This window comes from Marvinbryantia formatexigens DSM 14469 (genome assembly GCF_025148285.1).
In the GTDB taxonomy this organism is placed as follows: domain Bacteria; phylum Bacillota; class Clostridia; order Lachnospirales; family Lachnospiraceae; genus Marvinbryantia; species Marvinbryantia formatexigens.
In genome coordinates, this window is sequence record NZ_CP102268.1 from 1,918,565 (window position 1) to 1,938,046 (window position 19,482).

General features: G+C 49.6%; 20 protein-coding genes. 6 read left to right on the top strand and 14 right to left on the bottom strand.

Going from position 1 to position 19,482, the window contains the following annotated elements; translation table 11 throughout:
• The first annotated feature begins 257 nt into the window (after nucleotides 1-257).
• A complete protein-coding gene (locus NQ534_RS09190) occupies nucleotides 258-1,037 on the top strand; it encodes a histidine phosphatase family protein (protein ID WP_006863142.1) in 780 nt (259 codons plus the stop codon).
• Between the two features lie 370 nt (nucleotides 1,038-1,407).
• On the top strand, nucleotides 1,408-2,766 hold the full coding sequence (locus NQ534_RS09195; RefSeq protein ID WP_006863141.1) for an MATE family efflux transporter: 1,359 nt from the start codon (nucleotides 1,408-1,410) through the stop codon (nucleotides 2,764-2,766).
• Between the two features lie 115 nt (nucleotides 2,767-2,881).
• Here the strand turns inward: NQ534_RS09195 and NQ534_RS09200 are convergent, their stop codons facing one another.
• The 9 genes from NQ534_RS09200 to NQ534_RS09240 form a co-directional block, all read right to left on the bottom strand.
• A complete protein-coding gene (locus tag NQ534_RS09200; protein ID WP_198140202.1) occupies nucleotides 2,882-4,114 on the bottom strand; it encodes a YibE/F family protein in 1,233 nt (410 codons plus the stop codon).
• Between the two features lie 4 nt (nucleotides 4,115-4,118).
• Nucleotides 4,119-5,621 carry an alkaline phosphatase gene (locus tag NQ534_RS09205; RefSeq protein ID WP_006863138.1) on the bottom strand — a complete coding sequence of 501 codons (1,503 nt, stop codon included), beginning with the start codon at nucleotides 5,619-5,621 and terminating at the stop codon, nucleotides 4,119-4,121.
• 348 nt (nucleotides 5,622-5,969) lie between these two features.
• Nucleotides 5,970-7,112 (bottom strand): hypothetical protein, encoded by a 1,143-nt coding sequence (locus NQ534_RS09210; RefSeq protein ID WP_050778344.1) that lies wholly within the window; start codon nucleotides 7,110-7,112, stop codon nucleotides 5,970-5,972.
• Nucleotides 7,081-7,803 carry an ATP-binding cassette domain-containing protein gene (locus tag NQ534_RS09215; protein ID WP_006863136.1) on the bottom strand — a complete coding sequence of 241 codons (723 nt, stop codon included), beginning with the start codon at nucleotides 7,801-7,803 and terminating at the stop codon, nucleotides 7,081-7,083. Before NQ534_RS09215 ends, NQ534_RS09210 begins: the two co-directional genes overlap by 32 nt.
• A gap of 11 nt (nucleotides 7,804-7,814) precedes the next feature.
• Nucleotides 7,815-7,979 (bottom strand): hypothetical protein, encoded by a 165-nt coding sequence (locus tag NQ534_RS09220; protein ID WP_176944198.1) that lies wholly within the window; start codon nucleotides 7,977-7,979, stop codon nucleotides 7,815-7,817.
• Nucleotides 7,980-8,268: 289 nt separating this feature from the next.
• Complete coding sequence (locus NQ534_RS09225; RefSeq protein WP_006863134.1) at nucleotides 8,269-9,555, bottom strand: sensor histidine kinase; 1,287 nt, start codon at nucleotides 9,553-9,555, stop codon at nucleotides 8,269-8,271.
• Nucleotides 9,552-10,271: a LytR/AlgR family response regulator transcription factor gene (locus NQ534_RS09230; protein WP_040784312.1), complete on the bottom strand. Its 720-nt coding sequence runs from the start codon at nucleotides 10,269-10,271 to the stop codon at nucleotides 9,552-9,554. Before NQ534_RS09230 ends, NQ534_RS09225 begins: the two co-directional genes overlap by 4 nt.
• A gap of 245 nt (nucleotides 10,272-10,516) precedes the next feature.
• A complete protein-coding gene (locus NQ534_RS09235) occupies nucleotides 10,517-11,143 on the bottom strand; it encodes a hypothetical protein (protein ID WP_006863131.1) in 627 nt (208 codons plus the stop codon).
• On the bottom strand, nucleotides 11,143-11,340 hold the full coding sequence (locus NQ534_RS09240) for a hypothetical protein (protein ID WP_006863130.1): 198 nt from the start codon (nucleotides 11,338-11,340) through the stop codon (nucleotides 11,143-11,145). Before NQ534_RS09240 ends, NQ534_RS09235 begins: the two co-directional genes overlap by 1 nt.
• Nucleotides 11,341-11,587: 247 nt before the next feature.
• Here NQ534_RS09240 and NQ534_RS09245 point away from each other — a divergent pair, with 247 nt between their 5' ends.
• From NQ534_RS09245 to NQ534_RS09260, 4 genes are all read left to right on the top strand, one after another.
• Complete coding sequence (locus NQ534_RS09245; protein WP_040784309.1) at nucleotides 11,588-12,277, top strand: response regulator transcription factor; 690 nt, start codon at nucleotides 11,588-11,590, stop codon at nucleotides 12,275-12,277.
• A complete protein-coding gene (locus tag NQ534_RS09250) occupies nucleotides 12,274-13,665 on the top strand; it encodes a sensor histidine kinase (protein WP_006863128.1) in 1,392 nt (463 codons plus the stop codon). Before NQ534_RS09245 ends, NQ534_RS09250 begins: the two co-directional genes overlap by 4 nt.
• Before the next feature lie 177 nt (nucleotides 13,666-13,842).
• A complete protein-coding gene (locus tag NQ534_RS09255) occupies nucleotides 13,843-14,121 on the top strand; it encodes an AbrB/MazE/SpoVT family DNA-binding domain-containing protein (protein ID WP_006863126.1) in 279 nt (92 codons plus the stop codon).
• Nucleotides 14,122-14,126: 5 nt separating this feature from the next.
• Entirely contained in the window at nucleotides 14,127-14,519 is a 393-nt protein-coding gene (locus tag NQ534_RS09260) for a putative toxin-antitoxin system toxin component, PIN family (protein ID WP_006863125.1), read from the top strand.
• A 157-nt stretch (nucleotides 14,520-14,676) separates the two neighbouring features.
• Here NQ534_RS09260 and NQ534_RS09265 read toward each other — a convergent pair whose 3' ends face one another.
• The 5 genes from NQ534_RS09265 to phnC all read right to left on the bottom strand — a co-directional run bounded on the left by NQ534_RS09265 (nucleotide 14,677) and on the right by phnC (nucleotide 19,476).
• On the bottom strand, nucleotides 14,677-15,153 hold the full coding sequence (locus NQ534_RS09265; RefSeq protein ID WP_006863123.1) for a YbaK/EbsC family protein: 477 nt from the start codon (nucleotides 15,151-15,153) through the stop codon (nucleotides 14,677-14,679).
• Between the two features lie 224 nt (nucleotides 15,154-15,377).
• Nucleotides 15,378-17,078, bottom strand: coding sequence for a bifunctional metallophosphatase/5'-nucleotidase (locus NQ534_RS09270; protein ID WP_006863121.1), 1,701 nt, complete (start codon nucleotides 17,076-17,078; stop codon nucleotides 15,378-15,380).
• Between the two features lie 4 nt (nucleotides 17,079-17,082).
• A complete protein-coding gene (gene phnE / locus NQ534_RS09275) occupies nucleotides 17,083-17,892 on the bottom strand; it encodes a phosphonate ABC transporter, permease protein PhnE (protein ID WP_006863120.1) in 810 nt (269 codons plus the stop codon).
• Nucleotides 17,893-17,902: 10 nt separating this feature from the next.
• Entirely contained in the window at nucleotides 17,903-18,727 is an 825-nt protein-coding gene (gene phnE, locus NQ534_RS09280; RefSeq protein WP_006863119.1) for a phosphonate ABC transporter, permease protein PhnE, read from the bottom strand.
• Complete coding sequence (phnC, locus tag NQ534_RS09285; protein ID WP_006863118.1) at nucleotides 18,724-19,476, bottom strand: phosphonate ABC transporter ATP-binding protein; 753 nt, start codon at nucleotides 19,474-19,476, stop codon at nucleotides 18,724-18,726. The genes phnE (NQ534_RS09280) and phnC overlap by 4 nt, the downstream gene beginning before the upstream one ends.
• Nucleotides 19,477-19,482 lie beyond the last annotated feature (6 nt).

Sequence of the window (19,482 nt, forward strand, 5' to 3'; positions counted from 1 at the left end):
GAGAAGCTTGAAATGTTCCACCATCATACCATGTTATTTCTATTTTGTCAATATTTTATTTATATCTTTTAAAAACATTTCATATTGTATATAGCTTTTATGAATTATACCAGACGAAGCCATCCGTCAACATCACTCTTGCCGTGAAACTGCAACTATGCTAAACTGTCCGTGGACGGGAAAATAATGTAACATTGCCGCCAGATCCTGGCACCCGTCTGCAAATTACGGCAAATATTAAGAGGAGAGACTTTATTATGAAATTACTGATTATCCGTCATGGAGACCCGGATTACGAACACGATACCCTGACAGAGCGCGGCTGGGAGGAAGCAAAAATTCTTGCCACACGCCTTGCCCCAATGGATATTAAAGATATCTATGTTTCTATTCTCGGCAGAGCGCGCGATACCGCTTCCTGCACTTTAAAGGCAATGAACCGCACAGCTACAGCAATATGTGACTGGATGCAGGAATTTCCGGCAATTCCGGAATTTAAGGAAGGAAATCCGCTCCTTTCTGCGTATCCGGACATCCGCCAGCGTGAGGACGGAGTCCTCCGTCCCCCGGTTATATGGGACATTCTGCCCTCCTACTGGACACAGCACGAAGAATACTATCACAAAAACAACTGGAGACAAAGTGAAATCTGTGCTCACAGTAATATGGAACAATGCTACGATTATGTCACAAAGAGTTTTGATGCACTGCTTGCGGAGCACGGCTATGAGCGCTGCGGCAATTTGTACCATGTCACACATGCAAATACCGACACGCTGGCATTTTTCTGCCACTTTGGTCTGGAATGCGTCCTGCTCTCCCACCTGCTGGGGATTTCTCCGTTCCCGCTCTGGCACGGGACAGCCTTTGCACCGACCAGCGTAAGTACCATTTATACAGAAGAGCGCCAGAAGGGCATTGCTTCCTTCCGCGCAGCGCAGCTCGGCGATATCTCCCACCTTTATAAGGCAGGCATGGAGCCTTCATTCTCTGCCCGTTTTTGTGAGACATACGACGACCAGTCGCAGCGCCACTAAAAAACATCCACCGGACGTTTTTGTCGTATGCATGGCAACTAAATCCGGTACGCGATTTCATGTCTGGCTGCGCATCCTGTTGCACGGATCATGTCCTGCTACATGGTCCGTGTCCTGCTGCCTGGTCCGTGTCCTGCCGCCTGGTCCACGCCCTGCTGCATGGTCCGTATCCTGCCGCCTGGTCCGTATCCTGCCGCCTGGTCCGTATCCTGCCGCCTGGTTCACGCCCTGCTGCCTGGTCCGTGTCCTGCCGCCTGGTCCACGCCCTGCTGCATGGTCCGCGTCCCGCTGCGCCGCCTCGTCCAGCGTGTTGTGCCATTATAATACGACGCGCAGCAGACATTTTCTTATTTTTCAGAGGTTTTGCATTATGTTTAAAACTAATAAAAAAGATACCTTTTACAGACAGATTTTTCATCTTACACTGCCGATTGTTCTCCAGAACCTTCTGAGCGCCGCCGTCAGCTCTGCTGATGTGGTGATGCTCAACAGCGTCGGGCAGTCCGCTATCTCAGCCGTCTCGCTGGCATCCCAGTATACCAGCGTATTTTTTATGATTCTGTATGGCCTCGGCACTGGAGTTACCATGCTGAGCGCCCAGTACTGGGGCAAAAAAGATATTCATGCCATTGAATTGATTCAGGGAATCGCACTCCGCTTTGCCATTGCGATTGCGGCGCTTTTTGCTGTCTGTGCACTGACGATTCCGCGGCAGATGATGACACTTTTTACAAATGATGCCGAGCTGATTACGCTTGGCACCTCGTACCTGCGCATTGTCAGCTTCAGCTATTTATTCTGGTGCTTTTGTGAGGTTTACCTTGCTTCGCTGCGCAGCGTAGAGCGGGTAACCATCAGCACGGCACTGAATGCACTGGCGCTCGGTCTGAATGTCTGCCTGAACGCCGTATTTATTTTTGGTCTCTTCGGCGCGCCGGAGCTTGGCGTTGCCGGAGTCGCGCTTGCAACCAGTATCGCACGCGGTGTCGAGCTTCTCTGCTGTCTGATTGTCTCAAAAACATCAGGAGACGTCCGGCTGCGCTTTTCTTACATATTTGTGCGCAACAAAGTGCTGTTTCATGATTTTGTGCATCTTTCCCTGCCAGCCCTCGGAAACGATCTGGTCTGGAGCGTCGCTTTTTCCATGTACTCCGTTATTCTCGGACACCTCGGAAGCGACATGGTAGCCGCCAACTCTATCGTTGTAGTTGTCCGTAACTTTGCTACCGTCTTCTGCTACGGGCTTGCCAGCGTTTCCACCATCTGGCTCGGCAGACAAATCGGAGAAGGAAATATGGAAGCGGCAAAAAAAGACGCCAGCCGCCTTGTCCGGCTGTCTGTCTTTGCCGGAATCCTTGGCGGCATCTTTGTCCTGGTTGCATCGCCGTTTGTGCTGAAATACGCTTCGCTCACAGAACAGGCAATGCATTACTTAAAGTATATGTTGCTTATGAATACCTATTATATTACGGGCACCGCTTTAAATACCACTCTGATTGCCGGTGTCTTCCGTGCCGGCGGAGACAGCCGCTTCGGATTTATCTGTGATGCGATTGATATGTGGGTATATGCGGTTCCACTCGGTTTTATTTCTGCATTTGTGCTGAAGCTGCCGCATCTTGTAGTATATTTCCTGCTCTGTACAGATGAATTTGTAAAATGGCCCTGGGTCATCCGGCACTACCGCAGCTATAAATGGCTGCACAATGTCACAAAAAAATACGAGTAAAACCCAGACGTCCCAAACATAAATAAGAGTACATCCTGCCGCAGATAAACCGGTAAGATGTACTCTTATTGTTTTTCCATTTTTGTTCTGATTCTTTTTCAGCCTGTTCCCCAGGTTATATTTCTGATTGTATTTCTGATTGTATTTCTGTTTGTTTTTCTGTTTGTGTTTCTATTTGTGTTTCCGCTGTCTCTGTTGTTTCCTTCCCTTTTTCTTTCCGTCCCGCCAGCACCAGTCCGCTTGTCAGCGCGGTAAACGGCGCAACCGTTACCAATCCAAAACTGCCGACCAGCGTATCCAGAATTTCCGATGAAATATACTTATAATTTAAGATGTTATCCAGCGGCGTTCCCTGTGCCATAAATACCATCAGAAGCGCAATACTGCCGCCGGAATATGCAAGCAGCAGCGTGGTCGTCATAGTTCCCATCGCAGCTCTGCCAACAGTCATACCAGAGAGAATCGCCTCTTTTTTGCTGATATCCGGCTTTTTCAGAACAACCTCCTGCACTGCGCTGGTAATATCGACCGCCAGGTCCATCACCGCGCCGGATGCCCCGATAAAAATGCTCGCCATAAAAATCTGCGTCAGATTCAGATGCTCGTATCCGCTGTAAATCAAGCTCTCCGAGTTACTCATGATTGCTCCGTGAATGCGAAATGCATTGGTAAAAACAATACCGAGCACGCAGGTTGTCAGGATTCCCAGGAACGAACCCGACACTGCCGCAAAGGAGCGACGGTCAAATCCATATACCAGCGTGATTATCATGATTGTCAGAAACAATATGATGCCCAGTCCAAGAAGCACCGGATTCAGACCATTTAAATATGCGGGAACCAGTATTTTCCATATCGTCAGCACCGTTAAAACAAAGGAAAGAATCGCCCGGATACCGCTCACTCCGGCAAATACAAAAAGTAACAATACAAAGCACCCTGCCAGAATTGCCTCTTTATCAATGCGGTAATGGTCAATCAGATTAACAGAGAGAATTTCTTCTCCCTTATGGCTGATTACTACCAGGACACGGTCGCCCGGCACAAAAATTTTATCCGTCTGCAGGGAACCGGTCAGCATATTGACACCCTCCGCCTCCTGCCCTTTAAACATACCGCCTTCAAATCGTACCACGCAGCTCTGCTCTCCGGATTTAATCAGTCCGGTACTGATGATTTTGCTGTCGTCTACAGAAACCACCTCCGCACTGCAGCGCTCTGTTCCTTTATAGATAACCGCATCCTCATATCCGGTTGGCAGAAATAAAAGAACCGCTATCAGCAGGAGGCTGAATACAACCGGAAGCTGATAGCTGATTCCTTTCTTTTTCTTTGAAAAAAGCTTCACCAGGTTACTCCACACCTGTCAGGGCTGCCATATTATTGTAGATATCCGTGTTGTCGTAGTAGCCCTCAAATAAATCCTGTCCTGCACCCATTGCAAATACCGGAACCGGAAGGCCAGTATGTGCATAAGAGGAGAAGCTGATGCCGGATTTGTTGTTTAAAATATGTGTGATGGTTACAGAAAGCGGCTCGTAGGTTCCGTACAGAAGATACTCTTCCTGTGTCATTTCATCCTTCTTGGAAGAACCGGTTTCCAGTGTTCTGTTATATGCATCCTCCAGCTTTCCATACTCATAATCAGTAAGTACCAGTTTGGAATCCTCAGTCGCATCCGGGTCATCTGCCGTCATCAGTCCGAAGTTCTCTTTAATATCCTTCAGCACATCCTCAAACGGAGTCTGGTTTTCCTTATAACCTGCCACATAATCCGAATCAAACTTTGCGTAGGAAATCTTCTGGTTCGTCAGGTTTGTGAGATATGTATCATAATCTGTACCCGCAAAGCCGATTGTCAGACCGCCGGTTTCGTGGTCGCCTGTTACCAGAATCAGCGTTTCATCCGGATGCTCATTGTAAAATGCTACTGCGCTTTCTACCGCTTCACTTAATGCCTGTGTATCATTGATAGTTGAGCCTGCATCGTTTGCATGACATGCCCAGTCAATCTTTCCGCCTTCTACCATCATGAAGAAGCCTGTCTCGTTATCAAGTACCTCAATGCCCTTGTCCACATAATCTTTAAGCTGCCATTCTCCGTCTGCCGCGTCTACATCATAGGACATTGCATTACCGTCTGCCAGCGTCTCCGCAACGACAATCGCCTTGCCATCCTCAGCCGTCAGAGCCGCTGCTTCCTCCTGCGTCCGGATTACTTTATAGCCTGCATTTTCTGCTACCTGATATGCATCTTCCTTCGGGTCGTCCTCTTTTCCAGTCGGGTCAAGCAGCGCGCCGCCTGCAAAATAGTCGAATCCGCTCTCTGTCAGCTCCATAGAAATATCATAATAGCTGTTTCTGGATGCCTGGTGTGCATAAAATGCCGCCGGAGTTGCATGGTTCAGGTTTACGGTCGTCACAATACCAATCTTATAATCTTTCTGTGCTTTCAGCTTTTCCGCAATCGTCTCAAAAGGAATCGTCATGGTTGTATCCATATTGATGGTTCCGCTGTAGGTCTTGTTTCCTGTCGCGATAGAAGTTGCCGTCGACGCAGAATCCGGTGCAAATGAGGTGCTGTCAAAGGTCTGCGCTGTGCCGACTACCGGAAAATTCATGAAAGAGAGCGCTGATGTCTCAATTCCTCCGTCGCTCGCGGTGGTTCCAAGATAATCTGCAGTCGTCTGAATCTGCGGAAAACTCATACCGTCTCCGATAAACAGGAAAATGTACTTCGGTGCTGCAACCGTTTCCTCTGCTGCTCCCACACCAACCGCCGGGATGCCCGCAATCGTCGGAACTGCCATGCACATTGATAATAACATTGCTGTGATCTGCTTTTTCTTCATCATATCCTCCTAAAATATTGTTTTTGCGCATATACACCGCTCCCTGGAAGCTCAGATATCCTTCGTGTGTCTGTCACATATTGCTGTGTTCTGCGCTCTGTACAATATTATTTTAGTGATATTTTGTAAACTTCAATATCAGCAGACTGTAAATGTCTCGTAAAAAATGTGTAACGCTAATTCCGCAAAAATATAGCAGAGTAAAACATGCCGGCACTCTTCATAAAGTATATCACCGTAAAACATACCGGTACGCTCCAAAAAGTATATCACCGTAAAACATACCGGTACGCTCCAAAAAGCATATCACCGTAAAACATATCGGTACGCTCCAAAAAGCATATCAGCATGTTACTGCGACAGCAGCCCCGCCAGAAGCAGCATAGTAAACGGGACAAGATACTTTCTGGGATGATGCCAAAGGTCACTTTCTGTTTTCCAGCTGCGGATGGGCAGCGCCCATTCCAGAAGAACCGACAGGACAGCACTCTGCAAAGCAAACAAAACAGCCATGCCTGCATCTGCCAAAGTGACCCCGCCGTTCACAAGCTGCCAGCCGCAAAGATAAATACCCGATACAAATCCGTTGACGATAAAAATAAACAGACAGTATCTGCCGAAAAAACGGATGCCCTGGTCTGGAAGAACACGGATTGCCTGCTCCAGATTCGTGTCTGCGGACAGCAGCGTACAGATGGGTGTGTTCAGACAGAGAACTGCAAATCCAAAAGGCAGCATATTCAGACCGTGGATTTCTCCGAATAAATACGGCAGAAAACAGGCAGCCGCGCAAAGCCCCGCCGTATTAATACAATAACTTTTATCCGCCATCAGATACCGCATCAGATATATCGTAAGCCCTCCCGCACGCCCTGTGTATCTGACAGTTTTTTCGACTGCGGAAGTATGAAGAAAATCGCCGGCGTCCACAGAATACAGATACCATATTGCGCCCGCCATACTTACCAGATCCGCGGTCATTATCGCGGCAGTCTGCCGGATACATAAAATTACAGTCAGGATACATACCGTCAGAAAAACGGGCAACATCACTTTTCTTTTCCGGAACATCAGAAAGAAAATCGGCGTGACTGCACACGCCATGCAGCCGCAAAGCAGCGCCGCGCCAATCTCGGTTCCGCGCCAGTCTGCGGCAGCAAAAAACAGCGCCCATACCGGCAACGTTTTCGTAAGCAGTGCATATGCGCCCAGCACTGTTATATAGGAAAAAACCAGACTGCGGTTTTCCAGCGGCAGCATAAGCATCCCCCGCAGGGTTTCCATGTGCCGGGTGCCATTCAGCAGCTGCCACATAATTCCCGCCGTAAACAGGGCTGATGTGAAATAAAGAATAAACGGAGCAATTTTCAACTTCCACTCCCCGGCATAAACAGCGGCGAATACGACAACCGACGCCAGCAGACTGTTCCGGAGACTTTCATATCTGGCGCCGGATAATTGTTTAAACAGGGCTTTCATATTTTTCACAGTCATGCAATACCTCCCGGATGCTTCCGGCGGCAATTTCCCCGCCGGTAAATGTGCGGCTGATTTTTCCGTTCTCCAAAACCAGTACACGGTCTGAAGTCAGACAGATACTCTCAAGTATATGAGACGAAAACAGGATGGTTCCATATTGTTTATATTCTCCCATAAGCTGATACAGAAATTCCGTGCTTTGAAAATCAAGCCCGTTTACCGGTTCGTCCAGCAGGAGCAGTTCCGGATGCAGCGCAAACGCTGTAATCAGATAAACCTTTTTCCGGTTGCCGGTGGACAGCTCCTTCAGTAGAACATCGGTATATTCCTCAAAGTGAAATCCACTTATCAGATAAGTGACATCCGGTGGCTTAATACCGTAGGAAGCCGCCGCATATGCCAGATATTCCCGGAAGGTAAAATAACGGAAAGATGAATCCTCCGCAAAAACAACGTACCTGCTGCGTTTAAACTCCCTGTCGCAAAACCGGAATTCCTTTCCGTTCCATGTTGCACTGTCTGCGTGAAAGCTTCGCAGCAGTCCCGCCATTGTTTTGATAAACGTTGTTTTTCCGGCTCCGTTCATGCCAATCAGTCCGACAACCTCCCCTGCTTCCAGGTCGAGCGAAAGCTGCGAAATCACTGGATGGTCCGCCGTATACCAGACACTTAAATTTCTGAGCGAAAAAATATCTGCTTTATTCATACCACGCCGCCTCACTTTTTGTTTTCCTTTTTCCAGAGCGAATACGCAGAAAACAGAAATACTCCGCCAAGGACAAGGTAAAACAGTGCAAATGGAACATTCATTGTAACAATGCTGAAAATCATGCAGACGATAAACACGATACCAAGTATCAAGCGAAAATAAAAATGTCTCATAAAAATCCTCCTCTTCTTATCAGAATGATGCATTTGTAGTTACACCCCAGCCGGTTCTGCGCTCCCGGAAACTTTTGTTTCACGGAAATGTACGGGGTATTTCCCGTACACAGAAGTATGCAGAACAGTTTCCCGGCACAGAAATATGCGGGGCTATTTTCCTAACGCAGGAACATATGGGGCTATTTCCCAGGCACAGAAAAATCATACTGCAAAAACCTGCCGTCTGCGGCAATGTCCGCAAACGGCAGGTTTTTGTCCGTAAAATATATTAATGCGTCATGGAGATTCATTCTATTTTCACCGGCTGAAAGGATAACGTAACGACAGCTTTAAAAATACCGTCCTGGTACGCTGTGCTGACGGTTCCGTCATAACGCTCTGCGACGGTCTGGACACTTTTCAGTCCCCAGCCGTGAAAATCTTTCTCTGTCTTTGCAGTCTGTAACCTTCCCTCCTTTTGCACCGGCTCTTTTCCATAACTGTTTTCTACCTTTATAATAAGCATCTCGTTGATGCGCCGCACTGTCAGAGCGAGAAAACGCTGCCCATCCGCGGCTGTGTCCGCCGCCTCCAGCGCATTGTCCAGCAGATTCCCCAGAATCGTTGTCAAATCCACGCTGCGGATATTTGTATTGCGCGGAAATTCTATATTCACCTCTGTTTTTATTTTCCTCTGCTCCGCCAGCGCCATTTTACTGCTGATAAGGCAGTCTGTCGCCTTATCGCCCGTCCACACGCTTTGCGAGATTTCCCGGACAGGCGCCCGCAAATCCTCACAATACTGCATTGCCTCTGGAAACTCTCCCTGCTTCAGACACTGGTAAATTGCTTCAATATGATTGTGCAGGTCATGATACAGTTTCGCGTTGGCAGCATAAGTTGCACGCAGCGCCCGATAATCGCGTTCCAGAATTTCCGCCTGCTCCTGTTTCAGACGCGCAATCTCCGCCTCCATATCCCGCTGCCGCGTCAGCCGGTAAAACATCACGGCGCACAACAGCACCATAGAAAGGATAATCCAGGAGCCGGTCCGTTCTTCGTCTATTGGAAGAAGCGTCTGCTCAGATAAAACTATCGCGCCGAGCAGCCCCAGTACAGCCGCTGCGGATACTGGCCTGATAAGCTCCGCCTGTCCGCCGCCGCGTTTTCTCAGCCGGATTGCCGCACCAGCCATCAGCAGACGTGTTATCCAGATTCCGGCAAGATGCTCCGTCATTGCCGTGTCCATAAATTTCCGGGATTGAAACAGCACGCCAAGCCCCGCCGAAAACAAAAAGTCCCACAGACTTACGCCTACCTCATAAAAAAATATCAAAAACAAAAAGAGACGGAGCTGCTCCCGCCGGTAGTGCCATATAATTACCGCTGCAAACAATATTTCAGTGCCAATTACGCCAGCTTCTGGAAACGATGCCACCTGGAGAGCCGTGACAAGACAACCCCCGGCTGCCAGGAGCGGCAAAACTCTCCGCTCCAGCGACACCCCCATCAGCCATGTCACACAAAAAATTCCCGTAACCAGACGCAGCTCATTTGTTAATAAATAAGAAATTATCTGATACCATTCCATCATATGTGCGCTCCCCAGAACTGATTGATCTGCCGCTTCACATCCTGCAGATGTGACCTGCTCACGGGAAGCTGTTCTCCGTTCTTCAGAACCGCCATTCCGCCGCTTATTTTCATAACATGAATAATATTAACGATACAGCCCCTGTCAATAAAAATAAATTCCGGAGCATTTAATTCCTCAAATACCTGCTGCAGGCTTTTTCTTACCTTTGAGATTCCACCGGCAGACACGATACTGGCGTTTTTCCCGTCCCGCTCAATATAAAAAATATCCCGGTATGGTATTTTTTCCAGCCGGCTTAACGTCCGGATGGTATATTCCTGCCCCTCTTCCAGCTCAATCAGCTTCGCCGCGTCCGTCACGGCGGCCGCCAGTCTGGCATCCAGGTCACTCTTTGGTACATACCGAAAAACCGCCAGTTCAAATGCGTCAATAGCATACTCCGTGTGAGATGTCACAAAAATAATTTTAACCTTCGGCAGAAATTCCTTTACTCTCCGCACAATTTCCATGCCATCCATCCCCGGCATTTCGATATCCAACAGAATCAAATCGTAAAAAAAACCATCATCCATTATATCATACAGCAGATTCCGGCTCTGCGTATATGTCTCTATTTCATATGCGATGCCGCAGGAATGCAGACTTTCTCTGACTGCCTGCTCATGTAAGGAAACCGCTTTTTCTTCATCATCACATATTGCAATTTTTACCAAAACAGTCCCTCCCACCAGTTATTCTTTTATAAGGATAATAAAAACCTGCAGACCTGAAATGATCAGCCCCTTGTCTGCTTAAGAGAGATCATATCAAAATATATCTGCAGGTTTCATTATAATTCCCCTCACCCTGAAATACAAGGTGTGAAAAGACTGTTCTCCACGTTCTCCGTTTTCTTGATATCCAAAACACATTTTCTGCCAGACTGACGCTGTAAAGCAGCAAATAGCTGTTTAATTTTTTACACCTCATCCGCAGCTGCAGTCCGGTAATTTTCCATATATTGCGCCAGCGCGGCATCACTCTCTACCGCCTCCTCATAGGCGTCCTGCGCAAACGCAATCAACGTCTGCCCTTCTTCGCTGCTCCGCAGGCTCTCAGCCAGTGCCTGCACCGATGTATCATCCGACACATCAGAAATATACAGACTGCCGTCCTCCCCGGTCTGAAGATATACCCAGGACAGGCTTGGAACCGTCGTGGCAATTCCCGCCAGCGATACCTCATATGCTGCATACACAAAATAGCTGCCCTCCGTTAGTCCCGCCTGCGACCATGTATGCAGATTACTGTATGACATTTCGGCTCCGCTCTTCTCATTATAATAAGTGGACATTACCGTATATATCACATCTTCATCCTGTGAAAATTCCCGGAAGCTGCCCGAAGCGAGGCTTTTCCCGAATAATTCAACTGCCGCAGCTTCTTCATTTCCTGCCTGTACTGCCTCCACGACTGTTCCGGCATCCCCTCCCGCGCTCCGGAAGCGCACATACAAAAGAGCTGCCAGCATAAGCGCAAGCAGCATGAAAATGCGCCATAATAATCTGTTTAATTGTATTGCTCCTGTTTTTTTCCGCCTGTTCATTATTTTATACTGCCCTCCCTGTGTTCATCCCGTATATCCGGCAGTTGTCTGGAAAGACTGTTCCAGCCGAACACTGTCCGGAAAAACTGCCCTGCCGGACACTGCCCGGAAAAACCGCCCTGCCGGACACTGCCCGGAAAAACTGCCCTGCCGGACACTGCCGGAAAACCGCCCTGCCGGACAACGTTACTGCTCATTCCGTTCACAGTAACCGGACAACTGCCTCTGGTTGCATATGTTACAAAAAAATTCTTGAAGAAAAATTGAAAATGTCTTATCTTTTAAGGTTTCACAAAAGATTCACAAAAATAAGATTTTTTCAACCCTCTTTCAATTCGGCTGTGATATGTTATATAATGATTCAAGAGACAAATAGACACAAAAAATATGAGAGGGATTCTTTGTCCCCTGGCTCATTATATTTTTCAATTCAGGAGTATATACATGAATATTTTAATAATTGAGGACGAACTGCATCTGCAGGAAGCGCTCGCGGCTTCTTTAAAAAAAGAAGGTTATCAGACCGACTGCGCTTCCGATGGAATCAGCGGTCTTGAACTTGCACTCAGCGACCGCTATGACGTTATTCTTCTTGATTTGATGCTGCCGGGGCTGGGCGGCTATCAGGTGCTGAAGCAGCTTCGCCGCGAAAAAACAGAATCCGCCGTTATCATTTTATCCGCAAAATCGGAGCTGGAGGACAAAATTGCCGGGCTTGATTTTGGCGCCGATGATTATCTGACCAAACCTTTTCAGATGAAGGAGCTGTTTGCCAGAATCCGCGCTGTCACCAGACGTCACGGGGAGGTCGTCCGGGATGAGCTTGTCTTTCAGGATTTGTATCTGAACATCCGCACCTTCACGCTGTCATCTTCTGCAACATCACATACGCTGACGCTGGGCAGTAAGGAATTTCAGCTCATGGAATACCTTATGCGTAATCCGAAGCAGGTGATTTCAAGAAGCCGTATCACGGAAAAAATCTGGGGATATGATTCTGAAGTTGAATATAACAACGTAGATGTGTATATTTCCTTTTTGCGCAAAAAGCTGAAGCATACCGGCGCGCACGTGGAAATACGCGCTGTCCGCGGCATCGGCTACACTCTCCAGGAAGCGGGTGCAGACCTATGATAAAAAAGCTGGAGCGGAAAATTCAATGGACCATTTTTCTGATTCTCACCGTGACGACGCTGGGCATTTTTCTTGTGATTAATGTCACAAATTACCAGTCGCTTGTTATGCAGGAAGTGAACTATCTCCAAAAGCTGGGAACCATCCTGAAAAAACAGGAGCCGCAGCAGCCGGGCGACGCGCCCGTGCAGAACGGCTCGCCGGAGCCCGATGATGTGCTCCCGCAGAACGACTCGCCGGAGCCCGATGATGTGCCCGCGCAGAATGGTTCACCGGAGCCTGATGATGCGCTCGCGCAGAACGGCTCACCGGAGCCGAAGGAAAGTGACACGCTTCACGGATTTTATCACGGTTATATTGTACGGATTTTCACGGACGGCACGGTAACGGTTTCTATTGATGAGGACAGCGTTGCCTATACGGAAAATGAAATCGCTGCTATTGCAGAAGAGCTAATCCAGTCAGAAGAGCATGAGGGAATGTACGAAAATCTGCGGTTTCTTGTAAAGATACTTCCGGATAAAAAAGAGGTCGTTTTTCTGGAAAGCCAGGCGCAAAGCCGTTTTCTGGCTTCGTTTTTGCGCTCTCTGACATTGTGCCTCTGTCTGATGGTGCTGTTCTTTCTGGCGGCGCGGATGCTCTCGCGCAGAATCGTCCAGCCGGTGGAGGATGCGTTTAACCGGCAGAAACAATTTATATCGGATGCAAGCCATGAGCTGAAGACGCCCATCACCGTAATAAACGCCAATATCGACCTTCTCCGCGCCGAGACCGGAGAAAATAAATGGATGGATTATATCGAAGCGGAAGGGCAGCGCATGAATGCGCTTATCACAAACCTTCTGACGCTCTCCCGCATCAGCTCCGAAACACCCTCCGCCGGGGATACCGCTCATTTCTGCGAATTTGATTTGAGCGGCGCGCTTCTGGGAACAGCACTGTCCTTTGAAAGCATTGCCTTTGAGCGCGGTATCTCCTACGATGTTGAAATTGCCGAAAATCTCCGCTATACCGGCAGCGAGACGGAAATCTGCCAGCTTACCGCTATTTTGCTGGACAACGCCATGAAGTATGCTTCCGCAAACGGCAGTGTCCGGATTGTCCTGCAAAGCTGCGCCGCCTCCGAAGGGCACAGTCTTTTGCCCGGACATCGTCCGCACCGCACGGCGCTTCTTTCTGTTTCCAATACCGGCGCAGAAATTCCGCGGGAGGAACTTGAAAAAATCTTCGACCGGTTTTACCGCACAGATAAATCGAGAAACCGCGCAAGCGGCGGCTTCGGTCTGGGGCTCGCCATTGCAAAATCCATCGCCGAAAAGCACGGCGGTGAAATTCACGTCGTCAGCCGCGACGGATGGACAACCTTTTCTGTAAAACTGCCCCTTTAAGCGGTGCTGCTCATAGTAACTTTCGCAAATCCATTTAAAATTCGCTTCGCGAATGGGGCTTCCAATTATTTATATATAATGCAGGAGAATTTTTCCTTGATAATTCCAAAATATCTGTATATGATAAAAGTAGGGATTTCCTACTTTCCTACTTTTATTGAAATGGAGGTATGAACTATGTCTGAAACAAACGTATTAATCAATGATGCCAGGGTCATGTCCAAAGGACAGATTACCATTCCCAAAAATATAAGAGCAGCTCTCGGCGTTTCTCCCGGCGACCGCGTCACTTTTATCGTTGAAAACGGTTCTGTCCGGGTCATCAATTCTGCCATTTATGCAATGCAGAAATTTCAGGAACAGATGAAAGGCGAGGCAGAAAAAGCCGGGTTTACATCAGAAGAAGATGTCGCCAGATGGATTACCAGTACCCGTCGTGAGGAAAATGCCGACTGAAAATCATGCTCGACACAAACATCATTATTTCTGCGGCACTTTTCCCCAACGGGCGTACCGCACAAGCCTTCTTGAAAGCCCTGCAGCCACCCTGCCAGCCGATTGTCTGCGACTACGTCGTCGATGAACTTCATCGGAAATTCCGTGAAAAGTTCCCACACAGGCTCACAGAGTTAGAGGCTTTCCTCTTCAACGCACTATCTTTCATCCGGCTTGTGCCTACACCGGATGAAAGCGTTGACACGGAACGACTAATCCGTGACCCCAAAGACCGCCCCATCTTAAGGGCAGCACTAAACGCTCACGCTGATCTGTTCCTTACCGGAGATAAGGACTTTCTGGAGTCTTCCATCACAGACCCCCGGATTATTTCTGTCCCGGACTTTCTGGATATTTAACCAGTCCTGTCCCTGCGAAGCCTGCTGGTATCGAAGCCATATGTCTCCAAAACGCCAGCAGCCCGCTGTCCAGGGCATTGTATACGCTTTCATTGTTCTTTCCATGTCCGAAGCAGCAATCCATTTAAAATTCGCTTCGCGAATGGGGCTTCCTTCATTATACAGCTTCCCGCACTTTGCAGACGTCCACCCAGCCGCAACTGTGGGAATACCGCTCCAGCTCCGCAGGCGTCAGTTCGACTGCGCTGTGTGCGTCGCCGCCTGCCGGATATACGATTTCAAAACGCTTCAAAGATACATCCATATATACCGGGACATGCTCTTTGATTGCAAACGGGCAGACCCCGCCCGGCGCATGTCCGATGTACTCCTCCACCAGGTCGCCCGGTATCATCTTTGCTTTCTGATGAAATTGTTCCTTAAACTTTTTGTTATCTACCTTCACATCGCCCGCTGTGACAATCAGAATTGCCTCATCTCCCAGAAGAAAAGACATTGTTTTTGCAATCCTCGCCGGTTCGCAGCCAAGCGCCTGCGCCGCCAGTTCCACGGTGGCGCTTGATTCATGAAAGACCTTTAGCCGGTCTGAAATTCCCTCTTTTTCCAGATATTCCTGCACTCTTTTTAGTGACATTTTTCATCCTCCTCTGCCTAAAGCCTGTTTTATATTATGTGATGCCGGGACAGGGTTGCATATCCCATATGAGACATCTGTGGACTCCGGTATCATCCTTTACATTCCCCGGCAAATAAGTTCCATTGATTTCTCCGTGTTTCACATTTTCAAAATCGCCTGGCATCATCATTTTATCAGAAGCCGCTCTCTGTGTAAAGCAGGAGGATGTCCGGCTTCCGGCTTTATGTCACAGGATTACTTTGCCTTAAGAGAACCGGACTGTTTTTTCGGATATAGTCCGCTATCAGCTCCGGCATTTCCTTATCGCCGCGCCAGAGCACCGGACACTCTGCCAGCGCTTCATAGCCGCCGGTTCCGGTGGCGCGGTAATTGCTTGTAACAAGCCGGTATTTTTTATCGCCAAGCTCTGTTCCATCCGCTTTTTTCAACGTCACGACCCGCTGCCCGACCGGCTTTTCCAGATCAAATCTATATTGCAACCCGGCATAAAAATCGTAATTATAGTGCTCGATTTTTGGCTTTATAAATTCTTCTGAAATCTGTATCCTGCCGTCTTTCAAAGTAAAGTAGGATGCGCAGCGCTCCAGCGCCGCCCGCAGGACTTTTTCGTCCACCTCCAGAACGACCAGCGTGTTGGCGAAAAGATAGGCTCCGCAGATAGCGCGCATCGTTACTTCCCGCTCCAGCCCCACCGGAGTGTTACCCAGACTTGTGCAGGAAAAATCAGCGCCTGTCTCTGCGAGCTGCACCTGGTTGAACAGGTCCGCCAGCTCACTTCCATACAGCGCCGCCTCCAGTTTATTTTCCGCTGGAATTTCTCTGCCCAGAAATCCGACCGGCTCATCCAGCCATTTCTGCGTTTCCCGCTCCAGAGGAAGAAGCCGCTGATAAGGCTGCGCGTCGTGCTCCGCCGCGACCTGCTCCCAGAAAGAGGAGATGTGCCAGTGCGAAGCGCCGCCCTCCGGAAAATCCGCAATGTCCTGCCTGCCCGGACCCGCTTCCATCTTCTCCTCATCTGAGAAAATCTCCCCATCCGTATCGCCTGTCCATGTACCCGGCTTCCGCGCATCCAGTTGGGCATTCCTGTCTCCTCCGCCCGGAAATACCCTGTCCGCTGAAAGCTCCACCCGCACCCTCGCGTAGCATCCCGCGTTAGCAGGGGGCTGCAGCGTGTATGTTCCATACAGCCAGCGTCCGTCCGTTTTCATATGCTGATGACCCGTCAGAAGCAGGTCAAAATCCAGCTCGCGGGCGATTCTGCAGGCGATATTTTCCCCGCCCGCAGTGAGAAGCCGTCCGGTTTCCAGGTCCTCCTCGTAGCCGCCATGATAAATGCAAATGCAGAAATCACACTGTGCGCGCAGTTCGGCACATGCTTTTTGAGCGGCTTCAAACGCATCCGTGATACGCAGGTCAGAAAGATTCTGCGGCTGCTCCCACACGTTTACATAATCCGTAACAATTCCGGTAATGCCAACGCGCAAACCATTTTCCAGGACATGTACCGCCGTTTTTTCGATGCCGAGTTCTCCGCGCAAATCCTCCACATTCGCGCAGAGACACCGCGCGGGATGTGCACACGCCGCATCCTCTCTCTGCATTGCCTGCACGTAGTCCCTCAAGGTCTCATATCCAAAATTAAAATCGTGATTTCCAAGCGTGAAATAATCGCAGCCCGCCGCCCTAAGCGCCTCCGCCACCGGATGATGTGGATATTCCTTCCGGTGCGCGATATAATACTGCAAAAGCGGCGTTCCCTGCAGAGAGTCGCCGCCGTCAAGCACCAGCATATTTTTTTCCTTTTTTATCTGATGCGCCATGTTCAGAATGCCGGAGTTTTCCGCCTCTCCGGACGGATAATCCACAGGAAAGACATGCCCGTGGATATCCGAAGTAAAAATAATTTCCAAAGCCTTCTTCATTTTTCTAACCTCTCGCAAGCTTCACGCGGATTTTTGTAGAAATCCATTCGATAAGCAGAACCAGTACAATCAGCCCCGCAAGAATCGCTCCCGCCTCATTCCAGCGATAGCTGTTCATCGCAAAAATCAGCGGCGCTCCGATTCCGCCCGCGCCCACAAGTCCCAGGACAGTAGCGTCGCGCAGATTAATATCAAAACGGTAAATCGCGGTCGACGCAAAGTTCGGCATAAGCTGCGGCAGAATGCCGTAGCGAATCTTCTGCCAGGTCGTGCAGCCCGCCGCATCCAGCGATTCCAGTACGCGCGTATCGAGGTCCTCTATCGCCTCTATGTACATTTTGCTCACCATGCCGACCGAGCAGAGCGACATCGTAAGAAGCCCGGCAAACGCGCCCGGTCCCGTCACGCGGATAAACATCAGACCATACACAAACGCCGGAATCGTGCGTACCGCCATAATGATGATTCTTCCGATAAACGCCACCGGCTTCGGCGTCAGATTGGAGGCTGACAGAAATGCCAGCGGAATCGAAATAATGGCGCCGACCACCGTGCCGAGAAAAGCGATGCAGATGGTCTCCAGCAGAAGATATGGTACTCCCTCCGTCGTCAGATTAAACAGAAGCTTTGTGTCCGGATGAAAAATCCCCGAAAGAATATTCAGCGCAATTTTTCCGCCGCTTTGTGTGGTTCCGCTCGTCTCGACCCCGGTTGCGCTCCAGATTACCAACGCCACGACCACCACGGCGATTGCCAGCTCAAATATCCAGTTTTTTGGACGGCTTTCATAAGCTTTTTCAATACGTTCCTTCATGCTGCCCTCCTTATACCAGACGTTTGCGCGCCGCGCGGCTGAGTGATTCAATCAGAAATACCGTCACAAACAGCGCAATCAGAATCGTTCCGACGCTCGCATACTCGCGCCAGCCGATTTTCTCATTCAAGATCAGGCCAAGACCGCCCGCTCCCACATACCCCAGAATCGACGCATAGCGCACATTTCCTTCAAAGCAGAACAGGCAGTTGGAGAGATACGACGGCAGCACCTGCGGAACGATTGCGCTGATAAACGCGCGCACCTTCGTCGCGCCCATCGCTTCCATCGCCTCAAACGCGCCCATATCCACAGTCTCAATTTCTTCGTATAATATCTTGCCGATATAGGCGAAGGTAAACACCGCAATCGCCGTGGTTCCGGCGAGGGTTCCCAGCCCGAAAATATAGGTGGCGATCAGAGCCGTCACCAGCGTGGGCAGTGTGCGCACGATGCTTAAGAACAGACGCACCACCATGACCACCGGCTTCGCGCGGATAATATTGGTGGACGCCAGCATGGCGAACGGAATCACCAGCAGAGAGCCAATCACAGAACCGAGCAGCGACATTTTAATCGTATCCAGCAGCGGCTGCATGACCTGGGGCAGATAGCTCATATCCGGCGGACAGAACATCTGCTTCAGAATAACAAAAAACTGATTTATTCTGGTGACGAGCACGGTCATATCAAAGCCGGTGACCTCCACGGAAAGCGCCGTCATTGCCAGCAGCGCCAGAACGACAAGCGGCATACGCGAGCGCTTCTGCTGCACGGTCTTTCCGTTGGGAAGACAGACGGTTTTCGGCGGAAACACCCTGTCGTAGAAACTCATGCGCTCTCCTCCTTCCCGCTCTGATAGATAGCGTCCAGAACCTTCTGGTCCACCTCCTGCGCAGGACCGTCATACACAATCTCACCGGCGCGGATGCCCACCACTCTTGTCGCATACTGCAGTGCAAGGTCGACATGATGGATATTCAGCAGCACCGTAATTTTCATATCACGGTTGATGCGCAGAAAATCATCCATTACCTGCTTCGCCGTCACCGGATCAAGCGACGCCACCGGCTCGTCCGCAAGGATAATCTGCGGATTCTGCGCCAGCGTGCGCGCCAGGGCGACGCGCTGCTGCTGACCGCCGGAAAGCTGGTCGGCACGCACAAACGCCTTGTCCAGAATACCCACTTTGTCCAGCGCCTCCAGCGCTTTTATTTTTTCTTCTTTTTTAAAGATTCCGAATGTTGCACGCCACCAGGGTAGCTCCGGCACAAACGCCGTCAGCACGTTTTTGATGACAGTTGTGCGTGTAATCAGATTGAAGGACTGGAAAATCATGCCGATTTTTCTGCGGAACCGGCGCAGCTCTTTACCCTGCAGGGACATGACGTCCGTGCCGTCCACAACCAGCTCGCCGCCCGTAATGTCATGCATCCGGTTGATGGTGCGAATCAGCGTGGACTTTCCGGCTCCGGAAAGTCCAATAATCGCTACAAATTCGCCCTGGTCAATGGTAAGATTTACATTTTTTAACGCTTCAAACCCGTTTGGATACCGTTTACTAACGTTCTTAAATTCTATCATCGCCGC